The sequence below is a fragment of the Sorangium sp. So ce124 genome, from assembly GCF_051525235.1.
GTDB classification, from domain to species: Bacteria; Myxococcota_A; Polyangia; order Polyangiales; family Polyangiaceae; genus Sorangium; species Sorangium atrum.
The window spans coordinates 10607479-10631153 of sequence record NZ_CP150312.1 but is presented as its reverse complement, the minus strand read 5'-3'; the positions used below and the strand labels follow the sequence as shown (position 1 = coordinate 10631153).

Genomic DNA, 23675 nt, shown 5'->3' with positions numbered 1-23675 from the left:
GCCCCGTAGCGCGCTGGGCGCCGCCCGGACCACGCTCTTTCGGCCCAGGACCGAGCCATCACGACGTTCGCGGTCCCACCCTTTCGGTTTGCTGCGCTACACTTCTTCGCGCTGCGATCCGGCTTCTTTTACCTACGCGCGCCGATCCTCATCGTGAGGTCCCGGACCTGCTGCTCCAGCTCCTCAACCCGATCGGCGAGCCCGGTCTCCGGGCTCATGAGGCTCTCGATCGCCGACCGAGGGATGAGCCACCCGCTTCCGACCCGGCGGTGGATGGTCTTGCCCGTCCGCTGCTCGATGGAGGCGACCAGCCGCCGGACCCGGGCACGCTGAGCCTTGGGCGAGCCCTCGAACCGGAGGAGCTGGGCCACCTCCCGACAATTGAGTAAGGGCGCATCAGCGGCCACAACGCACCTCCGCGAACGCGGGGAGGGCTGCCTTCAGCTCCTGGCGTGCCTGCTCCCGGAGCTGGGGTCGCGACGGGCCACGAGGCTCAGGAGCTGCCGCTGCTCGTGGTCCATGAGGACGAGGCCGGTGACCTCGGAGAGGGCGGCGGCGAGCTGCGGGTGGTGCTGCCGATGGGATAGGGTCGCCCGAAGGGCGCGGACCTGCCTGGTTGGCAGGTGGGACAGGCGACGCCCGATGTCCCGGTGCCGGGCCACGTCGTCGAGGAGCTCGTCGTCGATGATGGGCTCGGGGTCGGAGACGCCACCGGACGCCCCTGACATCATGAGGGCGACGAAGGACCCGAAGTTGGATCGGGTGCCCGGCGTGCTGTTGAAGAACCAGGAAAGCTCCTGCTGCGCGGTGAAGTTCACGAGCCCTCCGCAAGGTCGGGTGACTCCTCGCCCGCGCTCTCGACCCTCTGGGAGAGCTCCGCGATCTTCGTGTTGAGGATCTCGTCGACGTCCTTGATCTGGTCCTCATCTACGCTGAGGCCGGCGATCCTGATCTTCAGGGCGAGAGCCCGGAGGTGGAGCTCCTCGAGCCTGAGGTAGAGCGAGGGGGTCATCCGCTTCGCGCGCGGGAGGAGGGCCTACACCTCATCGGCCCGGGAGGCGTACAGGTGGCGGCGTTCCTCGAGCTGGTCGAGGTCGAGGGCCGCATCCTTGGCAGCCTCGAGCTCCAGGGCGGAGCGGACCGCCTCGGCAGAGATCCGGTCCCTGTACGCCCGCTCCGCGGCGTCTTCGCTGGAGGCCCGCGAGACGAACGCCTCCTCGTTCAGGATCTTCGAGCGCCAGCCAACGGCTTTCCCGTGGCAGATGTCGATCCCGTGCTTGGCCTTCAGGTAGTCCCGAGGACGGCGGACCGTGTAGCCCTCCTCGAGTAGGGGCTTCAGTTCGGAGTAGGGGCTTCAGTTCGTCGGCAAGTTCCTGAGTAAGCTTTGGTTTCACGGCCCTATCAAGGCCGCGGAATTAAAGCCTTATCGACAAAATGACCACCCTGTCCGGCGCTGACCAGACTGTGACTCGCTGACCCGAGCGTGACCTGAGAGGGATTCGTGATTTGACCGGGCTGGGTTGGGCGGGAAGCTGAGCCAAGACGGCGGCGTGTCGTTTCTCTACTCCGGTTTTTTACCCGAACTAGGAGGCTCAGGCTGCTCGGCGGGGGCGGAGGAGCCCGCTTCCTCCGTGATCTCTTGCGAAGTGAGGTCATCACTGGAACGATGCGCAGCTCCCAACTCGCCCAGCCTACGTATTAGTTCTACTAGTACTGGATCAAGTGGGTCTAGAGAGGCAGCTGAGAGCTTGTCCACCCAATTTCGGAGTCGCTCTAGTTCTGGCTCATCCGTGTCCGTCTGTATGGCAGAGAACCTGTTCGCCCAATGCAGTAGCGCTGGGTTGGCCCGCGATGTTCCATGGATCGATGCATCCATCAGCTCTTCAAGTGCCGAATCACGACGCGTTTTCCATAGTAATGTATAGGGGGACGCCTCACGCCATCGGCGAAGATAGCTGCGCTGCTTGTTGAGTCGCTCTACCTCATCCGCATGACCAGCAACAAGAATGTTGTGAATGTCTCTAACGTCATCGACTGACAATTGTTTTCGATTTTGTTCCTCGCGAACATGCTTGACCTCGGCTACGGTCGCATCGGCAACGGGACGCTTTAGAGATGTTCTAGCCTGCTCAAGAAACCGGTCTCCCGAGTACATGTAGAACATGACATTTGCCTTCTCGAACATCTCGTTTCGCAGAGCGGGCAACGGTCCCACCGTTCTGCCGCCAATGCGAAGCCACCAGTCCTCCTTCACTTCGTCAGTTACGAAGATAACGGGCTTCTGGCGTTTCCTCGCCTCATCAACGATCTGGAACCAGATAACCAGATCGCCGTATTTTTCGTCCCCGGGTTTCCTGTCTTCGAAGCCGGGAGGGATTTTGTTCTTGTATCTTTGTTCGCCGTCCTTGACGGTCTCTGTCAGACGCTTCTCATCCCATGCTAGACCCACCTTGCCATCGAACAATTCAGCAATTCGCTCAATCAGCGCCTGCCGGTCTGGGTGCATGTATTGGCTCTCCGCGTCTTCGACGAGCTTGTTCGCGAGCTCTAGGAATTGTTCGCCTCTTCTGTGATGGTCTCCCGACCGGATGGACTTGGCCCATTTTTTAATGTCACTCTGCATTTCGAGGCATGCGGCTAACTGCTCATACCTGACACTATGAAGGAGCCGGTGGTACTCAAATGCGACGCGATGCGGAATCCAGATGCGTTGAGCCACCTCTGGCGAGCTAACTAGCTCAAGGAACTCCTTCCGGGTTGCTTCGGTGTACCGATAGAAGTTGAGCAGCATGTTCGTGTCGAAGACGAACATGCCCTCCGACCATATCGCCTCGAACTCTGTCTGAGTTGGGGGGTAGCTGCCGGGGAACAGCTTCTTCATGGCGGGGGATCCTACTCCTCAGGCGTGCCGGCCCTCCAAGAATCGGCCTGGTTGTCGGATTTCGGACAGCCAAGAGACGGGTCCCCTGCTGATAGCTCATGATGCTCCGCGTTGTGTGCGTCACGACGCAGGCGAGGAGGTGCTCCGGCCAGGTGGACCACCGGAGGGGGCGTGACCGCGGTGTCGATCACCGCTTGCGGTCTGACGTCGGAGCTACACCGGGTCGTCCTCGTTCGGCGAGGCGAGCATGTGGACCATGAGGCCCGCCCTCAGCGCCCGGGCGAGCAGCGGCGCGTGGACGGCGTCCTCGTCGACCCAGAGGATGGGAGGCCGCCCGAGCGCGCCGAATGCGAGAAGGCCGATCCCAATGTAGTGCCGAGCCATCCGGTCGACCCGCCAGTTTCGTCTCCGTGCCCGCTCGCGGAGGCGTCTGCGATCGGCCGAGCTGAGCTGGCGGAGGATCCTCTCGAGCCGGTGCGATGTGAGCCGCTCGGCGTCGACCAGCTCGGTGACCGCGGCCGAGAGGGTGTCCCTGAGCACCTCAACGCGCGGCGGAGGCTTCAGGTCTTCCCAGTCGGACTCGAGGCTGTCGTCGTTGTCGTGAGGGGTCATGCCCCTCCTACAGAGCGAGGGGAGCCCCGATCAACAATTTCGGATGCGAAATGTTGGACAATGTAGGACAGCGCCATCCTCGGTGGGCCGGAGCCGGGACGTTGCCCGTCGCGAGCTGATCTGGGCGACGGTGGCGTTCGCACCTGGAACTGGGAGGGGGCGCTCCGAAGACACTTGAACAGGGCAGGGGCCCTACCTCCGCAGGGCGAGCCCACCGTCAGGCGGATGGCCATCGAGCAGAGCGAGAGCGTGGAGGAATCCCTCACGGGCAACCAGGAAGGACCCACTCTCGCCGAGCGGGCCGCGAGGCTCACGAATGTGCCTCCATTCTCCGCTGACACATGCCGAGGCGATGAGGCCGAATACGGCCATCATGCCGAACACGTAATGCGGTGGCTGTTCCAGGGTCTTGCAAAGGGTCCGTAAACGCCTCCGATCCGGATCGGAGAGCGCTTTAATTCCCACCTCGATCTCCTCGCGGGTGAGCCTGGGGACGAGCTGCTCGATGTTGGACAGCGGCGGGTGGGACGGGGGCGGGTGGAGAACGTCCCAGAGCTCGTTGACGGGGCTGTCGTCGTCTGAGGGAGGCGGTGCCATGCCCCTGCCCGTACGCCAGCCCTAGCCGGGCAGCCAGCCCCTCCGCTATGACGCAGTCGAATGATGCGATGCGCCAGGCTTGCGGGCTACGGTTTCGTGCGGATGCCTCTCTGAATTATAGCGGTTCTGTAGTCCTTTTCCCTATTCCTGATGTGATGGCCGAGGACCCTACGCTGATGTTCGGTAAGCTCACCCGCCGCGATAATAACACGTTGCCTGTCAGCCCAACCAAGCTCGTAATCGCGGGGATGAATAGCCGGAAAGTCCCGCTCCCATTGGGCGAGACGTTCCAGAATGCGGAGATGGCTGAGGCTCGTCCTGAAAGGTTTGGTGGTCGTCTCCCACATCTCGTGTGAGACAAGTTCGAGTGTCGGCCCGCACGTTGAGCCGATTCGCCAGACCTCCTTAGGTTCGGTCTGCTTCTCCATAACCCAGACGTAACGAATCGACTCGCCGCATCGTTCGCATTGTCCGGTCCGACGATCAAGTACATCGATGTATGTTAAGATCCACGGCCCCATCGCAGCCATCGCACGGATCGTCAGCATCCTGACAAGGCTACCCGGTCACCATAACGACGGGAAGTCCGCCCGCGTCCGGGATCCAGCCCCTCCATCACGGCGTGTCTATGATGCGTTGCGTTGTATGCGTCATGCGTCCGCCGCTCCTCGGGGCCGAGGGACTGCTTGGGCCGGCGGGCACGAGGAGCTGGGGAGCCGGCGGAGCACGCTGGCGACGAGGGGGGCGTCGAGTGAGTCAGGGCGGGTGCAAGAGGAAGAGCTCGCGGAAGAACGCCGCCGCCGCCTCTTCTCCTTCCGGACCGACAAGCTCGGCCGCTCCAAAGCGGTAGACCTCGTAGCCGGTGAGGCGCAGGTCACGATCGGCCGCCGCCATCATGGCGTACGCCGCAGGGTCGGCCCTCCCGTTCGCGTCCGCATAGTGGTGCATGCCGTCCACCTCGATGACCACGCGCACGCCGTGCGAGAACAACATCAGGAAGTCCATCCTCTGACGCAGGAGAGCATCCCGCCCGCGCTCGGCAACCGTTCTGGGATCGTAGTGCAGCCACACCTCCGGCAGGAGAGCGGGCAGATCCCGGAAAGAGTCCTTGTACACCGTGTAGAAATTTTGGAAGAGCCGGTATTGCGGTGGCGAGTTCTGCGGTAGCGAAGAGCGGAGGCGCTTATACAGACTCACCGTCGTCTTTCTAGAGGCCGCATCCAGGTTGCGCTGCTCCGCCCACCACTGCTGAAGGTCGCGCCATCGCAGGCCCGTCGAGGCGATTGGCCGATCATAGACCAGCACCTCATCCTTGTGCGTGACGATCTCGATGTCGTTGTTGATCGCGTCGGTGAACCGCAGGTCTGGCTTCACGCTCGAGGCGAAGATGATGTTCTTGGGCCTGCCCTCGACGCCTCGATGAAGGGGAACGGCCCGGTAAATGGGATACCCTGTATCATCTCCTACCACGCGAAGTTCCCACCCACACCGTCGCAGGTGAGGGTTGATAGTATCGATGTAGCGCTTCTGCTCGGCCTCGTCACGGAGTTTAGGGTCGAGGAGGGCCTCGAGGAAGAGGCGGAAACGTCGCCCTGAGACACTGAGCATGCCCAGTTTGTGGGCTAGCATCTCGATGTCCCAATCCCCAGGGTTCAGGACCATGTGCCTCTCCACGTCGTCCGCAAGAGTCTTGGACAGAGATGCGTATGATGGGAAATCCTTCAGGGGAAACAGCGGGTCCACCACGGCAAAGACGCCCAGCTCACCCCAAGGATTTGGAAGATTCGCCAGATCGGCAAGGAGCTTGCGGCGAGCAAGCTCGCTGATTCCCGGCTGCTCCTCTTGCCGCTTCCAGACGGCCTCCTCGAGATCATAGGTTGGGAAACGCTCGACCACGCGCTCGGCAATGCTCATCACCTGCTCGGGATCCTTGGTCATCCAGTTCAGGACGGTGCGCCACTTGCTGGTGACTTTGCCCTCTTCGTTGGGCGTGATGCCGAGTTCGGTACAGACGGCCGCCAGATTGTAGTCCTTGACGTGCTTCTGGAGGGCCCGTCCGATGGCGTCCCTTACGTCGTCGATGCTGGGCGGCTTCGGCATCCATCGATCGGACCCTCGGCGGGTGCGCCCGTCAAGCCGATGGAGGTCTTCGCTCCCTCCTGGCGCATCGGTCACCGATTGTAGGATATCACGCATCAATGTAGGCGCGATCTCGGCTCAGAGCTCGGCCGTTTCCGCCGGGCACGCGTCCCCTGGGTCGGCCGGTCCCTCCCAAACGGGGAGGAGGACACCGACGAGGAGGCCTCGAGCGATAGTCAGCGGAGGGTCGAGAAGCGGTCTACGGGGCGGGCGGGTGGGACTGGACGGCGCCGGAGAGCGTCGTGGCTGGAGGGGAGCGTCAGCGGACGACAGGACAGTAGGTCGCCACGCAGGGTTCCGATCCGTTTTGTGGAGGAATGATGCGACCACCCAGACGAACGTTCCATTTGTGGTCGGGTGCTTGCCAGATGTCCTCTATATCGGTCAGCGGGACACCCGCGGTTATCAATCGAACGTACGGACCTTCTGTGTTTTGCCAACCAAATATCGCCGAGTTCTTGGCGAGATCGGCGGCCCCCTTTGTTGCATTTATGGATTCGAGAGACAGGGGGCCATACACATGTTCATCAACATGTTGTCCAATAGTGCTGTCCAGTATGGCCTCGTCCGTAGGAGGACCAGGCGGAACCCACAGTTGGACGAAAGATCCATCCTTGATGCAGTCGAGGAGAAGAAGTGTTCGGCGAACCTTGGGGTTCATGTACATGGGCAGTTCGTTCGGTGTGAGGTACTTCGTCTGGCTCGCCTCACGGACTGGGAAGACCCAGGCGTTCTCGTCGACGATCGTCACTCCATTGCGATCTTTCCTCTCCGCCTTCGCGCCGATCGGGCCTTCGATCGTGGGTTCCACATTGACAGCAAGGAACACCAGGTTCCCTGAAAGCGCAGGGATCGGAATTGGGATCACGTCGAGGATCACTGCGGGTGAGCAGTGGTTGTTTGCCGCTTGCTCGTATGCCTCCTTCAGATCGGCAGCGAATGCAGACGGGATTCCCTTGTGCTCTAGGATCCCTCCTTTGGCCCTCGCGCCGATGAGAATCACCCCGCCGAACGTGTTGCTCAGGGATGCGACGTCCTTCGCGTGCTCCCAGACGGTCGTCGGCGAAGCTGTCTCCTTGAAGTCCAGCCGGTGATGCTCCCTCGCCGTCAGGTTCAGCGGCCCGGCGGGGGGGACGTCGCTGAAGGTCGCGATCCTACGGTAGGTCGAGTACATGCAGACATGGAGCTTACCGAGGCGCGGGGCGAGCATCCAGCCCTCTGCTCATGGCGCAGTGCGCCGTCATGCGTCATGAAGCGGAAAGCGTCGGGACCGGGACGAGGGGCGCTGGGCAGACACGATGGGGACGAGCGGCACGACGACAAGGACGCCCGCGCCAGGTGGTGGCGCCCGGCTATCGATCATCGAAGAAGCCGGGGGGAGCTGCTCTATTGCTCAGAGGTGGTCTTCGAGTCGCTCGTCTTCAAAGAAGCATGCCCGAATCCTCCGCACCTGTAGTGCCTCTCAGAAACCACTTGTTTTCAAGCGTTCTGAATTCTCCGCCCCTATGTCCTGATCCGCAAAGGAGCGCGTCGAGCCGCAGCAGGACGGCCTGGTGCGGCTCTCGCTCAAGCGCGCCTTCGCTGACGGGACCGTCGCAGTGGACATGGATCCGCTCTCGCTCCTGTGCCGCCTCGCGGCCAGCGTCCCGCCGCCGCGCTTTCACACCGTGAAGTACACTGGCGTGCTCGCCTCGACAAGTCCATGGCGCAAGCGCATCGGACCGCGCCCTGCGAAGCCAGAAGAGCCTACGAAGGCGGACGATGACGCCGCTCCGAAACGCAAGCGTGGCGGCTATCGACCGTGGGCCGAGCTCTTGCGCCGCACATTTGCGATCGACATCCTGCGAACGCAAAGCATGAAAACCTGCTGAGGCTGGTGCTGTACCGGCGTGTTTTCAAGATCCGCAGGAATTCCGGGAAGGGTGGGAATGAGGCTGCAGATGGGTCGCTCCCGTCAACGGAGTGGGGTCGTGAGGGGGTCCCCGAAAGGAAGGCGGGGATCCATGACCCAGCGTGCGTGGAGGATCGAGTGGAGAGCGCGGCCCCAGCCCGACGGTTCATCTCGGCTCAGCCTGGCGGTCGGCCGCGTGATCGACGCCGCGGCAAGCCCCCCGATCGGGTTGCGCAGGAGCGGGGACGACGGCGCCAAGAGGAGCAACGAACCCAACGCAAGCAACAGCAACGAAAGGAGAGACCATGAGCCAACGAGCCGCCCTCTATGCGCGCGTCTCGACGGCGCGGCAGGAACAGGAGCAAACGGTGGCGTCGCAGCTCGAAGCGCTCGAGAACGCAGCGACCGCCATGGGACTCACGGTGCCGGCAGAGCGACGGTACATCGATGACGGCATCAGTGGCGCTCGCCTCGATCGGCCGGGATTGGACGCGTTGCGCGACGCAGCGGCCGATGGGCTGATCGACGTGGTGCTCGTACACGCTCCCGATCGGCTCGCGCGCAATTACGTGCATCAGGTTGTGCTGGTCGAGGAGCTGACGAACCGCGGAGTCCACGTACACTTCGTCGAATGCCCCGCGACCGAGCGTGCCGAGGACCGCCTGCTCGTGCAGATGCAGGGCATCATCGCCGAGTATGAGCGCGCGAAGATCATGGAACGCACGCGTCGCGGTCGTATTCACAAACTGCGTGCCGGGCAGATGCTCCCTTACAGCTCTGTCGCACGCTATGGCTATGCCATCGAACGCTCTGCCGATGGGCTGCGGCGCACGGTCGTCATCGACGAGGTCGAAGCCCAGCATGTACGGGCGATGTACCGGTGGGTGCGCGAGGAGGATCTCAGCTCACGCGCCGTCGCCAGGCGACTGAACGCACAGGGGATACGTCCCCGCAGGGCGGCGCGGTGGACCGAGGGCCGCGTCCATGGGGTGCTGACCGACCCCACCTATACTGGCATGGCGACCTACGGTCGTCGGATGTCGGTCGAACCGGCACGACCGAAAAAGCCGGGTTCCTACCGAAAGCACCTCAAGAGCTCCAGCCGCTTCCGTCCCAAGCAGGAGTGGCTCATCATTCCGGTCCCTCCGATCGTTGACGAAAAGGAGCAAGCCGAGGTCCGCGCGATCCTCGCGAAGCACCGGTGGCAGGCGCCGCGGCACCTCAAGTACGACTACCTTCTCCGGTCGCTCGTCGTCTGCGGTGAATGCGGGTGGCGCATGGAGGGCCATCGACAGGCCCCGCGGTCCGGCGTGCCCTACGAGTACTTCTATTATGGATGCCGACGCCGCCTCGCCGAAGTGCGCGGCCATGACAAGCGGTGCAAAGCCAAGTACATCCGTCGCGACGAGCTCGATGCGGTGGTATGGGACGCGCTGGTATCGTGGATTCAGTCCCCGCAGATGCTGCTGCAAGAGGTTGAGGCATGGCGTTCGAGCCGCGCAGGAGAGGACCAGAATCGCCGTGACCGTGCCCGTCTCGAGAGCGCCGAGCGCAAGCTCCAGACTCACGTCGAACGGCTGGTCGACGCCTATCAGGCCGGCGCGATATCCGTCGAGGAGCTCAAGGCGCGGCGCGATCGCCTCGATGCCGAGCAGCGCGCGGTGCGCGTTCGCATCGAGGAGATCGCGGCCCAGGACCAGGACCGAACTCGGCTCAATCAGCTGGCCGACGACCTGACGGCCTTTGCGGTGACGTTGCGGGAAGGACTGGACAAGCTGGACTTTGCAGGGCGGCAACGCCTCGTCCGGCTGCTGATCGAGCGTGTCGTCGTGACAGGCGACCACGTCGCTATCGAGCACGCGATCCCGCTCTCCGGCCGGTTTTCGGCTTTACGTTCGCAGGATCGATGTCCTCGAGTGCCCAGCTTGCAAGGGGCGGATGAACCTCGTCGCCCTGGTGACCGAGCCAAGGAACATCGCCCGCTTTCTCTCCGCGCTCGGCGAGCCGACCGATGTTCCAGCACGCTCTCCCAACCGAGGGCCGCCGTACTGGAAGAGCACCGTTCTGCGCCCCAAGGCGCCCGGTAACACCGCATAGCGTCTCGCGACGCGCCTCCCGGGCCAGACCAACGCCCGGACGGACACGGGTGCCCACGGCGCACGCGCCATGAACCTCTTTGTGCATCTCGCCGCCCCCTCGTGTCACGCGCGCCCGGGACCAATGGAACAGGTATCGGGGAACGTGGACGCGCGGCCGACGTCGTGCAGCTCCAGGCGTACGGCCGTCAGCGCGCCGTCGACGCAGCTGGCCGACGGCGTCGCGACGGGCCGCGCTCGACGGCCCAGCAAACGCGCTCACACTCGCACCTGCGCTGCCCTCACCGGCGGGTGAAGCCAGCGGTGAGGGTGCGACGGGAGCCCGCGTAGCGTGTCGAGCGCGAGGTGTCGCGCTCATGCCCGCCATCCTTCGACGTGACGAACTCTAGCCAGGACGCTCGAGCGCGACGGTTCGCAGCGCGCGCCAGATCGCTTCCTCCTCCTTGCGGATGCCGCCGGCACTCTCTCCGTCGGGATTGGCGCTGCACTACGTCGCCCGTGCGCGGCCGTTCCGTGCGCGGGCGGCTCGTCGGAGCGAGCTGTGGGGCAGGCCACGGTTACCGCGCTGACGGCCGAACGCCTGGGGCTGTGCACGATGCCGCACGTCTAGCAGCGTTGCCCGCCAGCGCGGCCTGACGACCGCGCGCCAGGAGCCACCGACGGCGCGAGGGTAGCTGCTCCTGCCATATCCGAACCTCCGTCGTGGGGGTTCGGGATCGGGACAGAGCCTGAACGAGAGCCCGTGAGGAGGCTCGAAATGGTAATTCTGACGACCCGGTATCTCGTCGCGAGTTACCGGGATCTGGTCAGGTGTGGAAACCACTCTGGTGACGCGCAGTTAGACCGCTTCGAGGGAGGGCCCGAGGGGCCGATTTGGGGGGCGCGAAGGGGGTCGATTTGGTAATTTTGCGCGGGGTCGGCTGAGGGGCTCCAGCGAGCCGCCGACCTCCGTTTTGTGGCATACGTATGCAGGGGCGGCGCGCGGCGGACACGACCGCGGGGCGGCCCGAAGGGCGCGGCGTGAGCTCGTCCAGGCGGACGCCGGGGCGGCCTGGGCATGGAGCCGAGCACGCCGCGGGGCGCGAACTCGGCGCACGGGGCCGCGGAGCTCGTCCAGGCGGGAGGCAGGCGCAAGGCGGAGCTCGCCCGGGTGGACGCCAGCGCGGCTCGCTGCCCCGCCGCCGGGCGAGCTGGCCCCGCTCGACGGCCGGGCCGTGGGATCGCCGGGAGGGGTCACCCCGCACACCGAGGTCACGTGATCGGGCCCCAGCGAACGCCAGTCAGGGCACGGTGCCACGTGAGAACCGGCGTCCTCTTGGTCGCACGCTACATCAGACTTTAATGCCGTCGCCCTCGCCAGGAGCCGACTCTTGTACTGTGCTTTAACGCTCTTTAAAGTTGAACGGAAAATGAAGGCTTCGCTCTGGCAGGTTTGTGGTTCGGTGCTTTTGTAGACGCATGAGCTCGCGGCGCTGGTACGAGCTCGCGTGCGGAGTTGTCCGCGCGCCGAGCCACGTCCTGGAAGAGTGTTTCCAGATGAACAAGCAGACCCGGTGCCACCTGCGCGCGATCGCACGGCTGCACCCCGAGATCGGCAACCTGTGTGATCAGCTTGAAGCGCCCTGGAACGCCGTGCGAAGGATCGCGCACGCGCCGGGGGCGGCGGAGCAGTGGGAGCGCGCGGCGCAGGTGCTCGGTGAGCTCGTGGAGAAGCGCCGGGCGACGGCGCCGCGCCGGTCGAGGCTGGAGGCTGTGCGCCTGGAGGCGCTGAAGCGAATGGGACCGCCGATGGAGGGGGGAGGAAAACTTGCAAGCAGCCTGCGAGCCGCGTGGGAGGCGGCGGAGCGCGGGACGCCCGCGGTCTCAAGCCCACGTCCGAGCGATCGGCATGCTGGTCTGCGGTGCAGCGCTGCCCGGCGGGAAGCGCGCGAGTCGAGCACATGAAGCGGCGTCGCGTTGGACTTTCGCCGCGTACCTCTCCCGTGCGTGCCTATCGCGCCCACTCGCCGAGCCCAATTCAGGGAGCAGGCGACGCTGGCGCATGGGCGACGTCGTGCAGCTCCAGGTGCGTCAAGGAGCGCTGCCACGGCGCCGGTACGGCGCCGGTACGGCGCCGCGCTCGGCCCGATGGACGAGGCCGACGGCGCAACGTTCGCCGACGTCCGCCTCGTTCTCTGCGACGGCGTCGCGCTCGTCCGGGGTGGATCGTGTCGAATTACCGGCGACACGGAATTACCGTTTCGTGCTCCTTTCAGAAGCAGCGGTCACGGCCGCGCACGAACCCAACACAGATGGAGGTATGGCATGACACGAGCGGCTCTCGCGCGTGTATCGGCACCGCTTGTTCTTCGTCGGGCTGGTAACGGCACGCGCGCCATCGACAGAGAGAGCCTGGAGACGCCCGCCGGCGGATGCTCCAGCCCGAAGGTGATCGACCGGTCAGCGACGGCGACAGCAACCGCAACGCTCGCGATCCCGCTGGATGGGCTGACGATCACGGCGCCGCAGCCGGAGATGCTCTCGCAGAAGAACGTCGAGGCGGTCACCGGCATCCCAGCGCGCGTCTTCCTCGACATGATCCGCGCGCCGGGCTTTCCCCTGCTGATCACCAAACTCGGCAAGTTGCGCTTGGTCCAGCGCGAGTCGTTCGTTGCGTACCTGCGGGCGCTGGCCAGTGAGCCGGCGTCGCGTCGCACCGCCGAGGCGGATGAGAACACTCGGGTTGCCGCCGTGCTGGCCTCTGCCGGGCTCGAACCTGTTCCGCAGCCGCCCACCGGCCGAGCGAGCGCCCGTCACGCAGATGCGAGGCGTGCTAGTACTACAGTTGTACTTACGGCGGCCGAGCGCCACGGCGCCGGTAGTGACAGCGGCGCGCCAGCGCCTGATGATGCCGCCGCCACCAGGACCAGCGCAGGACCGCGTCGGGGTCAACCGGCGCGGTCCACTGCAGCGCCCAGAGCAGACGGCGCACCTCGGGGACGGTCAGCGGGATGAGCGCGGCAGACTGGCCCCGCGCGGCCGATTTTTTTCCCCGCGGGCGCCTCGGAAGCAGCCCGCTGGACCGTCAGGAATGCGTGCGCAAAGAGCGCGAGGGTGATGTGACGGTACCAGCCCGTGAAGCTGCGGACCTCGTAGTGATCGAGGCCGACCTCGCCCTTCGCGCTCTCGAAGCACTCTTCGATCGACCAGCGGCTTCCCGCGGCACGGACCACTTCAGCTGATGGGGTAGTTTTCGCGGCGAAGACCGCGTAGTACGCGACGTCAGTCGGGTCAGCAAGGCTGCGGCGGAACAGGATGCCGCGTTGCCAGCGACGCGACTTCGCTTCGGGAAAGCGGGCGAAAGCCCAGTCATAGGTCCGTGGTCCCTTGGCCCCGTCGCCCGCGCTGAGGCGGTGCCAGGCATCCGCAGGCACCTGCTGCAGAAGCTCGCTCACGGGGATCTGGCGCCATTCGTTCCAGATCCGATGCTGGCTCGAGACGGCAAGCACGTACGGCTGTTCTCGTTCCTCTAGCCAGCGCCGCACCTTGCTGTCATCACCATAGACCTCGTCGCCCACAACCCAGGCGGCAGGCACGCCTGCTTCCAAGGCCCGCTGCAGCATGTGCAACGCCAGCTGCGGCTTGGTCGCAAACGTCACGTCCTCGGGCACACCTGCGCGCTTACAGCGCGCACGGTCCTCGGTCCAGGACGCCGGCAGGTACAGGGCCCGATCGAGGAAGGTACGTCCGCGTGGCGTAGCGTAGGAGAGAAAGACCCCCACCTGAGAGTTCTCGATCCGACCGGCCGTGCCGCTGTACTGCCGCTGCACTCCGGCGGACTGCGTGCCCTTTTTCAAAAATCCCGTCTCGTCGATCGCCAGCACGCCCGTTGGATGGCCGAGATGCTCGACGACGTAGGCGCGGAGATCATCGCGCACGGCATCCGGATCCCAGCGCGCACGACCGAGCAAATGCTGCAGCGCGTACGGGGTCGGGTCGCCGACTGCCTCGGCGAGCTGCCAGCTGTTCTTCCGTTCGATCGGGCTGAGCAGCCCCTTGAGGTAGGCAGCGACGTGGGAACGAACCTCGGCGCGTGCGAAGTGGTTACCCACGCGCTCGACGAACCCCGTCCAGGCGCCTGCCCAGACTGCACTGAGCGCTGCTGGTTCGTGCAGGAGAGCGCCGTCCGACCGAGCCGGGCGTCGAGGTGTCCGTGGTGCGGCGGTGACCATGCACAAGACCCGCCGACCCGAAGGCCTGCGGCGCCAGGACGGGGCCGGCTGCCTCGCCGAAGTGCAACTGTAGTACTAGGCTGGCGCTGAAGTAGAGCGGGCCCGCTCGGCGCTACCAACGCCGGACGGGCCCTTGATCGACCCCCGCTTTCCCGGAGACCGACCCATGACCGACGTACCGCAGCGGCGGGCGCGCGCCAAGCGCTCGCCGGCAGTCGCTACTTCGTCCGTTCCTTCAGCCGGATCGACCGAGCGCCGCGCACGCGCGAGCCGCCCTGGCGGGCGCGCCTCGCCGCCGGAGGCGGGAGCCGCGCCCGGTGCGAGCTTACCGGGAGCGTCGAGCTCTGCCGAGCGCCCGCAGGGCACCGCGCCATCAGCGGCAGGCGACAAGCGCGCCAACGGCTCCGGGTCAGTCCGGTTGCGTAGGAACACGTGGACCGCGCGTCTGAGCCTCGGCGAGGCGGGGCGACGCACGTTCAGCCTGCCGACGTGCCGGACCGAGCACGACGCCAACGCGCGGCTGGAAGTGTTGGCCGATCTCAGCAGGCACCTGCTCGCTGCCGGGCAGATCGCGCTCGGCCTGCCGCTGCTGGAGCAGGCTGCCGCGCGCGAGGGCAGCGCGCTCCGTGACGTCCGGCTCGCGATCAACCACCTGTGCAGGGGCGAAGCGCGCGCCCGTGCCTCCGGGGAAACCACCTTCGCCGAGTTCGCTGAGCGGGTTCTTTCTGGAAAGCTTGCCGAGCAGTATCCGGACCATGTGAAGGCGATTCGGACAGCCGATAAATATGAGCAGAGGCTGGGCCACGTGCTCGACGTGCTAGGCCCCGTTCCCCTCGTGCGCTTCACACTCGACCATGCCGACCACGCGATGTCACGGCTGCCGGCGCACCTGGAGCCCGGATCGCGCCGGAATATTGCGATCGTCATCCATCGGCTATTGGCACTGGCTGCCTATCCGGCGCGCATCATTGCGCACAACCCGCTGCCGCGCGGGTGGATTCCGAAAATAGAGAATAATAAGGCAAAGGGTTACTTGTACCCTGATGAGGATCAGCGCCTCATGAGGAGTCAGATGGTCCCGCTGTGCTTCCGGATCTACTATGGCTTCCTCACGCGCGAGGGCATGCGAGCCGACGAGGCCGGAACTCTCGAATGGTCGGACGTCGACCTTGACCGGGGAGCCGTTGTTCTCGATGAGAACAAGACCGATGACCCCCGCGCCTGGGCACTATCGCCTGATGTGGTGCGCGCGCTTCGTGCTTATCGCGAGCTCTGGCCGGACAATCGGCGTGTCTTCGTCGGGCCAAAGGGGGACCCCTTGCCGGGTTGCCACGGGGCGGAACGCTTCAGAGATCACCTCCAATGCGCGGGAGTCGATCGACCCGAGCTGTTCGAGACCACGGAGTCGAGGCTGAACATCCGATTGCACGACACTAGAGCGACCTTCATTACTATCAAGCTCGCGAATGGTCGCACGGAGACGTGGATCTCCGACCGAACCGGACACAAGTCGAGCGGCCAGATCCACCACTACAAGCGCGCCGCGCGCAAGATCGCCGAGCTTGGGCTGGGCGACTTTGCCCCCCTGGACGAAGCGATCCCCGAGCTGAGAGGAAAGGGCGGCTCGGTAGGAGGAGGCCATACCGCGTCCGCTGGAGCAGACACGGGCTCGGCGAGCGCCGAAGCTTCCGCCTCCGGCGCGCCGCCCGGTCAGACGGCGCCCCCGGGCGACGTCCCCGCCCCCGCCACGGCGGACGCTGGCGCCTGCACGGGCGGTTCGTTGGGCCCGCGTTGGGCCACGTCGGAAGGAGACCCGGCCAAGCGCCAGTCGGAACCCATTGAAATAATAGACATTTCTGCCGCTGACGCCTCGGCGCCGGAGAGGTCCTCGCGGAACATCTCGACGAGGGCATTGTGCTCGAGCGTCGGCATGACGCTCGGCCTCGAGCACACCCCATGCCGACGCGAGACGACGGGAGAATCCGAGGAGCGCTCCAGCGCAAGGGTGGCGGCGCCATGGCGAAGAACGGCGGCCACCCCTCCTGAAGCGCCCATCCACGGCGCTGATGGATCCATCCAGAACATCGAATGGTCGGCCGGACGGGCGTCGTTACAACTCTACTCACCGAAGCGCGGCGCGCCGTGCGCCGCCGAAGAGGAGGATCCCATGACCGCTGCTTCCCCGACCGCCGTGACACTCTCCCTCCTGGCCCGCATCGAGGCCAAGCCCGGCAAGGAGGCCGAGGTCGAGGCCCTCCTCCGCTCCGCCGTCGGCCTCGCCGCCGAGGAGCCGCGGACGGTTCACTGGTTCGCGCTGCGCATCGGGCCGTCGACGTTCGGCATCTTCGATACCTTCGCGGACGAGGTGGGGCGCAAGGAGCACCTCGCGGGCCGCATCGCGGCCGCGCTCATGGCGAAGGCGCCGGAGCTGCTCGCCACGCCGCCCGTCATCGAGCACGTGGACATCATCGCCGCGAAGGGCTGACCGGCCGCGCCCGGGCAGCGCGCGAGAGCAGCGCGTCCCAGAAGAGCTGCAAGCCCGGCGCCGGCGTGCGATCGCCCGAGCGCACGAGCGCGACGGTGCGCCGGAGGGCCGGGTCGACGAGCGGGCGCTGCGACGCGCCCGTCACGAGCACCGAGTGCTCGGGCATGAAGGCAAAACCCAGCCCCGCGTGCACCAGGCTCTGGACCCAGTCCTCCCGATCGGTGCGGTACGCCGCGTACAGGTCCACGCGCCGCGCGGCGCACACGCCCGTCACCTGCTCGCGCATCTCACAGGCGAGCCGATCGAGGTAGGGCTCGCCGTCCAGATCCTCGAGCCGCAGGCCCTCGCGCGCGGCCAGGCGATGGCCGGGCGGGAGGACCACGACGTAGCGCTCCTCGTAGAGGGGCGCCACCACGCACCAGTCCGGAACGGCGTCACCGAGGTTCGAGACGATGACGTCGACCTCGGCCTCCTCCAGCCGCCGCAGGAGCTCGCCCTGCACGGCCACCACGATCTCCAGCTCCACCCCCGGCGCCTCGGCGCGGAACGCCGCCAGCGAGCCGGCGAGCCGCGCCGGCCCGATGGTGCAGAGGATGCCCACCCGGAGCGGCACCTGCTTGAGGCGCCGGTGGTTGTCCGCGATCACCTGGACGGCCTGCATCTCGTCCCGCAGCCGCTGGAGCCGCGGCAGCACGCGCTGCCCCAGCGCCGTGAGCTTGGCGCCGCCGCGCTCGCGCAGGACGAGCGGCCCGCCCAGCTCCTCCTCGAGCTTCTTGATGGCGGCCGTGAGCGCGGGCTGCGAGACCGCGCACCGCTCGGCCGCTCGCGTGAAACTGCGGGTCTCGGTCACCGCAAGAAAATACCGGACCTGATGCATCTCCATGGCCGCGCATCTTCGCCCGACGACGCCGCCCGCGCCAAGGAGGCCAAGGAGGCCAAGGAGGCCAAGGAGGCCAAGGAGGCCAAGGAGGGAGGAGCGCTCGCTCGGCTCCGATCAGGGCTGCTGCGGAAGAAGATGCCCGGCGGCCCCTCTCCTCGGGATGGCGAGAGTCACCGCAGCGCGGTGGTGATGACGTAGCGCGTCTTGCCCAGCTCGGGATCATCGCAGCTTTTGTAATACTCCCCGGAGCGGTCGAGCTTGCCGCAGGACTCCTTGCAGCTCCCGACGATCTCGATCATCCCGCAGCCCTCGATCTCCCCGTCCGCATTGACGTGCCCGGCGGCGCAGTCGCGCTTCGCCGAGCGCGAGACATCGACGTTCGCGGTGTTGTAGCAGGCGCGCAGGTACGGCGTCTTCGTGAAGAGGTTCCCCCAGAAGGCCCCTTCGACATGAGGGTACTCGTCGAGCTCATCGTCCTCGACCTCGTGGCAGAGCGGGGTCTGTCGGGAGCGCATCGAGACAAGGACCGAGACGCCATAACGGTTCGTGTGGGCGGCGAGGCACGCGGAGACCATCTGCTTGCCCTCCTTATCGAGCGGGCGCCGGTCCCACCGGGGCGCGAGGCCGAGATGTCCGGGATAAACCTCCTTGTGGGTCGCGCCGGCGCGGTCGGTCCAGGAGAAACGGAACGACTGGGACTCCTTGAGGGCGCAGCTGACCGTGTACTTCACGAGCGTCCGGAAGAGGTCGCCCCGCTCGCCAGGATCCGTGAGCGCAGAGGCCGCCTCCGGGGCCAACGCGTTCGCGCTGAGCGCGTTGGCGCTCAACGCATTGGCGCTCAGCGCATTGGCCGTCAGCGCATTGGCGCTCAGCGCATTGCCGCTCGCGAGCGCGTCAGCGCTCGTGTCGAGCTCCTCTGTCTCTTCAGCATGCGCTTCGAGCTCCAGCTCGGGCGCCATGCAGCCAGTAGCCACGAAAAGGACACCTGCGCATCCAAGTACAGCCTTGATTTTCACGTGATGAGACCTCGGTAGCGAGCCAAGGGGAGCACCCACGCTCCCCGATCGCAGCACGCCCTCCGGTGCGTCGTTCAGCACAACGACAGCCGGGAACTCTCCACGTCTACGCTAGAGTACGGTGATTCACCGCGGCTGTCAGCTCTTAAATTGACGCTCGCTGCAGATTCGCCCGTGGCAAAACGGCGCGTAGTTACGCCAGATTACGCCAGATTACGCCCGGTTACGCCGGATTCCGTTCAGCTGCGCTCAGTTCCGACTCATTCCGACCCACTGCGCCGCCAGCTCCAGTGTGCGGGCGTTGTCCGGGACGTGGGAGAGAAAGCGCCTCCGCCACTCGGGATCGCGGACGCTGGCGGCCCGGTCGAGCAGCTTGTCGCGCGCCGATGAAATGGCGACAGCGGCCCTGTTCGCGTCGCCGACCGCGGAGAACGCCTCCGCGTGGACCAGCCGGATCATCGACTCACCCTCCTCGATCCCGCCGAGCGACTCGAGCGCTGCCAGGGCCTCGCCGGCGGCCGCGAGCGCCTCGACGGCGCGCCCCAGCCCGATCAGCGCCCGGGCGCGGATCGCCGTGGCCGCGACGCGGAACGGCGACGCGCTGTCCAGCGCCTCGGCGAGGCGCGCCTCGCGCTCCGCGCCCGCGAAATCGCCGGCGAGCAGGGCGATCTTCGCGAGGTACGAGCGCGACACCACCTCGGCGCGCGGGTCGCCCAGCCGCTGGCTCGATGCGAGGGCCGCCTCCTCGACGGCGCGCGCCTCGGCCAGCTTGCCGCCGTAGGCGAGGACCTGCCCGAGGCTGGCCTGGGCCGCCGCCGCCACCTCGTGCAGACCCATCCGCTCCGTGGCCTCCAGCACGGAGCGGAGCGCCGCCTCGGCGCCGCCGAAGTCGCCGAGCTCCCCGTAGGAGTAGCCCAGGTTCGCGCGGGTGATGCACGCGTTGCGCCGGTCGCCGACCTGCTCGTACGCCACGAGCGCGGCCTCCAGGCCGGTGACGCAGGCGCCGGGATCGCCCCCGCTCATGGCGCGGAAAGCGCGCGCCTGGTGCAGCCCCGCGACCACCTCGGCCCCCGTGCAGGCGCCGGTCGACGCCCCGTCGCCCATGGCGCGCTCGACCTCCGCGATGAGCGCGTCGACGACTGCACGCCGCCCCGTGAAGGCCAGCGTCGAGGCGCCCATGGAGAGACAGGTGCTCTTCGCGCTCTCCGCGCCTTGCGAGGCCGCCATGACGACCGCCTCGCCCATCCACCGCTCCACGCGGTCGAAGCCGCCCAGCTTGCTCGCGGCCGCGACGGCCTGCGTGACGGCCGCGAACCATGGCGCCGAGCCGGGCGCGAGGTGCCGCGCGGCGTCGGTCCCCCGCTGCTCGGCGAGCGCGAGATCGCCCCGCCACACGTGCGCCTCGGCCTGGACCAGCCGGAGCGCCCCCACCACCGCGGGCTCCGGCGCACACTCGAGCCCGCGCTCGGCCCGCGCGATCGCGGCGCCGAGATCGTTGCCCTCCAGGGCGTGCTGCGCCGCGCGCAGGTACGCCGCCGCGGCCCGCGCGGGCACCGCGCCGCGCTCGAAGTGCTCCGCGAGCGCCATCGCGTCGGGCTCGCCCGCGCCCTCCAGCCAGGCGCCCGCCAGCGCGTGGCCGAGCCGCCGGTCGGCCTCCGTCAGCATCCCGTACGCCGCCTCGCGCACCAGCGCGTGCCGGAAGCGGTACTCGACCTCGCCCCGCAGCCGCCCGGGGCCGCGCCGGTGGACCACCTCACGGCGCTCGAGCTCCGAGAGCCAGCGCGTCACCTCGGCGCCCCCGAGCAGCGCGCTCACAGCGCTCGGCCAGAACGCCTGGCCGAACACGCTCGCCGCCCGCAGCACGCGCCGCGCCTCGGCGTCGAGCGCCTCGATGCGCGCCTGCACCATCGCCAGCACCGTCTCCGGCAGGTCCGCGCCGTGGCCGGCCGCCACCGCGCGGACCTGCTCCTCCAGGTAGAACGGGTTGCCGTCGGCCCGGTCCACCAGCGTGGCGACGAGCTCGGCGCTCGCCTCGTCGCCCAGCGCGGCGCGCACCAGTCGCTCGCTCGCCCGGCGCGTGAGCGGCGGCAGCATCATCTGGTTGCCGAAGCGCCCCTGGGACAGCCCCGGAAAGGCCTCGTGCACCTCGGGTCGGGCCAGCCCGAGCACCAGGAACGGCAGATCCCGGAGGCTCCGGAGCGCCGCTTCGACCATCGTCAGGGTGGGCAGGTCGCCCCACTGCAGGTCCTCGAGGATCAGCAGCACCGGCTGCCTCGCGCACTCGGCCCGGATGAACTCCTCCCATGACAGCCGCAGCTGATCGCCCATCAGCTGCCGGTTGCGCCGCGCCGCGCCGACCCGGATGTCGTCGTCCGGGAACGGCGCGCCCAGGAGCTCGCCAAGGAAGGCGCTGACGCGCCCGACGTCGAGGTCGGGGTGGCGCTCGACCCGCGCCCTCACCTTGCGCCGCCGCTCCTCCAGCGGCTCGCCGTCGACGATGCCCATCGCGCTCCGCAGCGCGCGCGACAGCAGCCCGAACGCCGAGCCCGAGCTCATCGGATCGCCCTGGCCGACCCACACCTCCACGCGCGCGCCGTCCGCCAGGTCGGCGCCGCCTCCGCCGCGCGCGCCGTCGGCCGCTCGCGCGTTGCGCGCCGACACCTTCTCGAGGAACTCCTGCCGCAGCCGCGATTTGCCCATGCCCGCCGCCGCGACCACCAGCAGCACGCCCGAGGTCGACTCGTCGATGCTCCGCTCGAGCTCGGCGCCGAGCACGCCGAGCTCCCGCTCTCGCCCGAAGCACGCCATCGGCTTGCCGAGCAACGCCGGCGCCGACGTCACCTTGAGGTCGTCCCGGGCCCCGTGGAGGAAGAGCGCGCCGCCCTCGCTGCTCGTCTCGAACCGGCCGCCCAGCAGCCCCGCCGTCACCTCGTCGATGCGGACCGCGGCGATCGCGCCCGGGTCGCCGCGCGACGGCAGGAGCTGGACAGCCCGGTCGATGAGCTCGCCCATCGGGATGCGCGACGTGAGCTCGGCCCGGCCGGTCACGAGCGAGACCTGCGCGCCGCCGAGCAGCCCGCGCAGCGAGAGCGCGCAGCGCGCGGCCTGCGCGGCGAGATCGGTGGCCGCCTCGGCGCTCGTCAGCACGAGCAGCGGCGATCTCGCGTCGATGAGCTCGATCTGGCCCTGGTAGCGCTCGGCGAGCGCGTAGAGCTCCTCGGCGCGGCCCGTCGCCCGCGCCTGCTCCTCCTCCTGCGAGCGCGTCACCTCCTCGGGCGCCGAGCGCTCGTGCGCGAGCACGAGGCACGTGACGCGCCGCTCGCTGCTCGTGAGCTCCAGGATCGGCGCCGGCGCGGCAGGGTGGGCGCCGTCCGCCGCGCCGGCGCGGCTGAGGTCGATCGCGCGGAGCTCCTCGACGACGGCCGCGCCGTCGCGGGGCCGCCCGTCTGGCTGCTTCGCGAGCATCCTGGCGACGAGGGCGTCGAGCTCGTCCGGCAGGTCGGGGCGGACCTCGCGGAGGCGTGGGGGCTCGTCGAGGAGCACCTTGACCAGCACGGCGAGCGCCCCGACGCCCTGGAAGGCGGCGCGCCCGGTGAGGCACTTGAAGAGCACGCAGCCGAGCGCGAACACGTCGGCGCGGGCGTCGACGCGCCGCTCGCCGCGCGCCTGCTCGGGCGCCATGTACTCCGGGGTCCCGAGGACGGTGCCCGGCAGGGTGAGCTGCTGGTCGATCCGGAAGCGCGCGATCCCAAAGTCGAGCACCATCGCGCGATCGAGCCGCCCCTCGACGAGCAGCAGGTTGCTCGGCTTGAGGTCGCGGTGCACGACGCCCTGCCCGTGGAGGGCGCCGAGCGTCTCCGCGATGCGCGCGACGACGTCGACGCTCTCGGCGGGGGTGAGCGCTCGCCGCGCGATGCGCTCGGCGAGCGTCTCTCCGGCGAGCCACTCCATCACCAGATACGGCTTGCCGCCCGCCGCGACGCCGTGCGCGATGTACCGGACGACGCCGGGGACGCGCAGCGCCGAGAGCGCCTCCACCTCGTAGGAGAAGCGGCTCAGCTCGCCCTTGTCGGCGCGGCGAATCACCTTGAGAGCCACCGTGTCGCCGCTTCGCCGGTCGCGCGCCCGGTAGACGTGCCCCATCCCGCCCGAGCCCGCGAGGCCCTCGATCTGGAACCGCTCGTCGACGATCTCTCCGACGCGCATCAACGGCCGTGAATCCAGCGATATCACGCGCGCCGCCCTCCTGGTCTGGATACAGGCCCGGGATGGTATGGCGACTCACCTCCACGGCGGCCGCGATCGAATCGAACGCGCGATGCGACGCGTCAGGGCTGGAGTCTCACGAAGAACACGCCGGGGCGCTCAGGGAGGACCGAGCTCCGCGCGCCGGCAGCCCGCCGGTGCGAACGAGGGTATCTCGACGGATACGAGCGTGTGTGCAGGCCGTCCGGGCGGTGCACCGAGCGCAGGTAAGCCGTCGACGAGGAGGGCGTCCGTGATGGGCGAACGGCTCCGGCGCCGGAGAGGGCGCCGCCGGGTGCCGTGTTCGGCGGGCTCGGTTCAAGGCATCTGAAAGGCATCGAAGAGCGCATCATGCCATGTCGACGAACCTGCGTAATCGCGTCATGTCGAGCACCAGGGAGAGAGCGCCAAGCCCACCCGGTGAGGCGATGCTCGACGCGTCCTTCGCTCGCGGAATCGCCACCCCCGGCCGACGGCGCCCGGGGGTGGGCGCGCTCCTTCGGCGCGGAGGCGGCGTGCGCCCGGAGGGGCGGCCCCGAGGCGCGCGCCGGCGGGCCGGAACCTCCGCTCCTCGCGTCGCGCCAGGGCGTCCGCGCGGCGCGAGCGAGGACGGAGACAGCGC

The 23675-nt window shown here is 67.6% G+C and carries 16 protein-coding genes and 2 pseudogenes; 7 read left to right on the top strand and 11 right to left on the bottom strand.

Annotation, left to right across the window (positions count from 1 at the left end):
- Nucleotides 1–128: 128 nt before the first annotated feature.
- From WMF19_RS39955 to WMF19_RS39945, 3 genes are all read right to left on the bottom strand, one after another.
- Nucleotides 129–371, bottom strand: coding sequence for a hypothetical protein (locus WMF19_RS39955; RefSeq protein ID WP_437895174.1), 243 nt, complete (start codon nucleotides 369–371; stop codon nucleotides 129–131).
- 69 nt (nucleotides 372–440) lie between these two features.
- Entirely contained in the window at nucleotides 441–818 is a 378-nt protein-coding gene (locus tag WMF19_RS39950; RefSeq protein ID WP_437895172.1) for a hypothetical protein, read from the bottom strand.
- Nucleotides 815–1012 carry a hypothetical protein gene (locus WMF19_RS39945; protein ID WP_437895170.1) on the bottom strand — a complete coding sequence of 66 codons (198 nt, stop codon included), beginning with the start codon at nucleotides 1010–1012 and terminating at the stop codon, nucleotides 815–817. The genes WMF19_RS39950 and WMF19_RS39945 overlap by 4 nt, the downstream gene beginning before the upstream one ends.
- Before the next feature lie 54 nt (nucleotides 1013–1066).
- Here WMF19_RS39945 and WMF19_RS39940 point away from each other — a divergent pair, with 54 nt between their 5' ends.
- Nucleotides 1067–1330 carry a hypothetical protein gene (locus WMF19_RS39940; RefSeq protein ID WP_437895168.1) on the top strand — a complete coding sequence of 88 codons (264 nt, stop codon included), beginning with the start codon at nucleotides 1067–1069 and terminating at the stop codon, nucleotides 1328–1330.
- Nucleotides 1331–1561: 231 nt separating this feature from the next.
- Here WMF19_RS39940 and WMF19_RS39935 read toward each other — a convergent pair whose 3' ends face one another.
- From WMF19_RS39935 to WMF19_RS39920, 4 genes are all read right to left on the bottom strand, one after another.
- On the bottom strand, nucleotides 1562–2881 hold the full coding sequence (locus WMF19_RS39935; RefSeq protein WP_437895166.1) for a PIN domain-containing protein: 1320 nt from the start codon (nucleotides 2879–2881) through the stop codon (nucleotides 1562–1564).
- Nucleotides 2882–3094: 213 nt separating this feature from the next.
- Entirely contained in the window at nucleotides 3095–3493 is a 399-nt protein-coding gene (locus tag WMF19_RS39930) for a hypothetical protein (protein WP_437895164.1), read from the bottom strand.
- A 1353-nt stretch (nucleotides 3494–4846) separates the two neighbouring features.
- A complete protein-coding gene (locus tag WMF19_RS39925; RefSeq protein ID WP_437895162.1) occupies nucleotides 4847–6190 on the bottom strand; it encodes a hypothetical protein in 1344 nt (447 codons plus the stop codon).
- A gap of 298 nt (nucleotides 6191–6488) precedes the next feature.
- On the bottom strand, nucleotides 6489–7403 hold the full coding sequence (locus WMF19_RS39920) for an AlbA family DNA-binding domain-containing protein (protein WP_437895160.1): 915 nt from the start codon (nucleotides 7401–7403) through the stop codon (nucleotides 6489–6491).
- A 358-nt stretch (nucleotides 7404–7761) separates the two neighbouring features.
- Between WMF19_RS39920 and WMF19_RS39915 the strand changes: the two are divergent.
- The 3 genes and pseudogenes from WMF19_RS39915 to WMF19_RS39905 all read left to right on the top strand — a co-directional run.
- Nucleotides 7762–8100: pseudogene (locus WMF19_RS39915) on the top strand (transposase); the annotation flags it as partial.
- Nucleotides 8101–8425: 325 nt separating this feature from the next.
- Nucleotides 8426–10207, top strand: coding sequence for a recombinase family protein (locus tag WMF19_RS39910; protein WP_437895158.1), 1782 nt, complete (start codon nucleotides 8426–8428; stop codon nucleotides 10205–10207).
- A 1545-nt stretch (nucleotides 10208–11752) separates the two neighbouring features.
- Complete coding sequence (locus WMF19_RS39905) at nucleotides 11753–12160, top strand: hypothetical protein (protein ID WP_437298908.1); 408 nt, start codon at nucleotides 11753–11755, stop codon at nucleotides 12158–12160.
- 983 nt (nucleotides 12161–13143) lie between these two features.
- Here WMF19_RS39905 and WMF19_RS39900 read toward each other — a convergent pair.
- Entirely contained in the window at nucleotides 13144–14370 is a 1227-nt protein-coding gene (locus tag WMF19_RS39900; protein ID WP_437901621.1) for an IS701 family transposase, read from the bottom strand.
- 223 nt (nucleotides 14371–14593) lie between these two features.
- Here WMF19_RS39900 and WMF19_RS39895 point away from each other — a divergent pair.
- Together WMF19_RS39895 and WMF19_RS39890 are read left to right on the top strand one after the other, a co-directional pair.
- A pseudogene (locus WMF19_RS39895) lies at nucleotides 14594–15913 on the top strand (tyrosine-type recombinase/integrase); the annotation flags it as partial.
- A 681-nt stretch (nucleotides 15914–16594) separates the two neighbouring features.
- On the top strand, nucleotides 16595–16912 hold the full coding sequence (locus WMF19_RS39890; RefSeq protein WP_272103977.1) for a putative quinol monooxygenase: 318 nt from the start codon (nucleotides 16595–16597) through the stop codon (nucleotides 16910–16912).
- Here WMF19_RS39890 and WMF19_RS39885 read toward each other — a convergent pair.
- Entirely contained in the window at nucleotides 16893–17795 is a 903-nt protein-coding gene (locus WMF19_RS39885) for a LysR family transcriptional regulator (RefSeq protein ID WP_437895156.1), read from the bottom strand. The genes WMF19_RS39890 and WMF19_RS39885 overlap by 20 nt on opposite strands.
- Here WMF19_RS39885 and WMF19_RS39880 point away from each other — a divergent pair.
- Nucleotides 17784–17990 (top strand): hypothetical protein, encoded by a 207-nt coding sequence (locus tag WMF19_RS39880; protein WP_437895154.1) that lies wholly within the window; start codon nucleotides 17784–17786, stop codon nucleotides 17988–17990. The two genes, WMF19_RS39885 and WMF19_RS39880, sit on opposite strands and share 12 nt — an antisense overlap.
- On the opposite strand, the gene WMF19_RS39875 is transcribed toward WMF19_RS39880, so the two are convergent.
- The gene (locus WMF19_RS39875; protein WP_437895152.1) at nucleotides 17963–18766 is read right to left on the bottom strand and encodes a hypothetical protein; all 804 of its coding nucleotides are present in this window, start codon (nucleotides 18764–18766) and stop codon (nucleotides 17963–17965) included. The two genes, WMF19_RS39880 and WMF19_RS39875, sit on opposite strands and share 28 nt — an antisense overlap.
- Before the next feature lie 291 nt (nucleotides 18767–19057).
- Nucleotides 19058–23014 carry a serine/threonine-protein kinase gene (locus WMF19_RS39870; RefSeq protein WP_437895150.1) on the bottom strand — a complete coding sequence of 1319 codons (3957 nt, stop codon included), beginning with the start codon at nucleotides 23012–23014 and terminating at the stop codon, nucleotides 19058–19060.
- Nucleotides 23015–23675 lie beyond the last annotated feature (661 nt).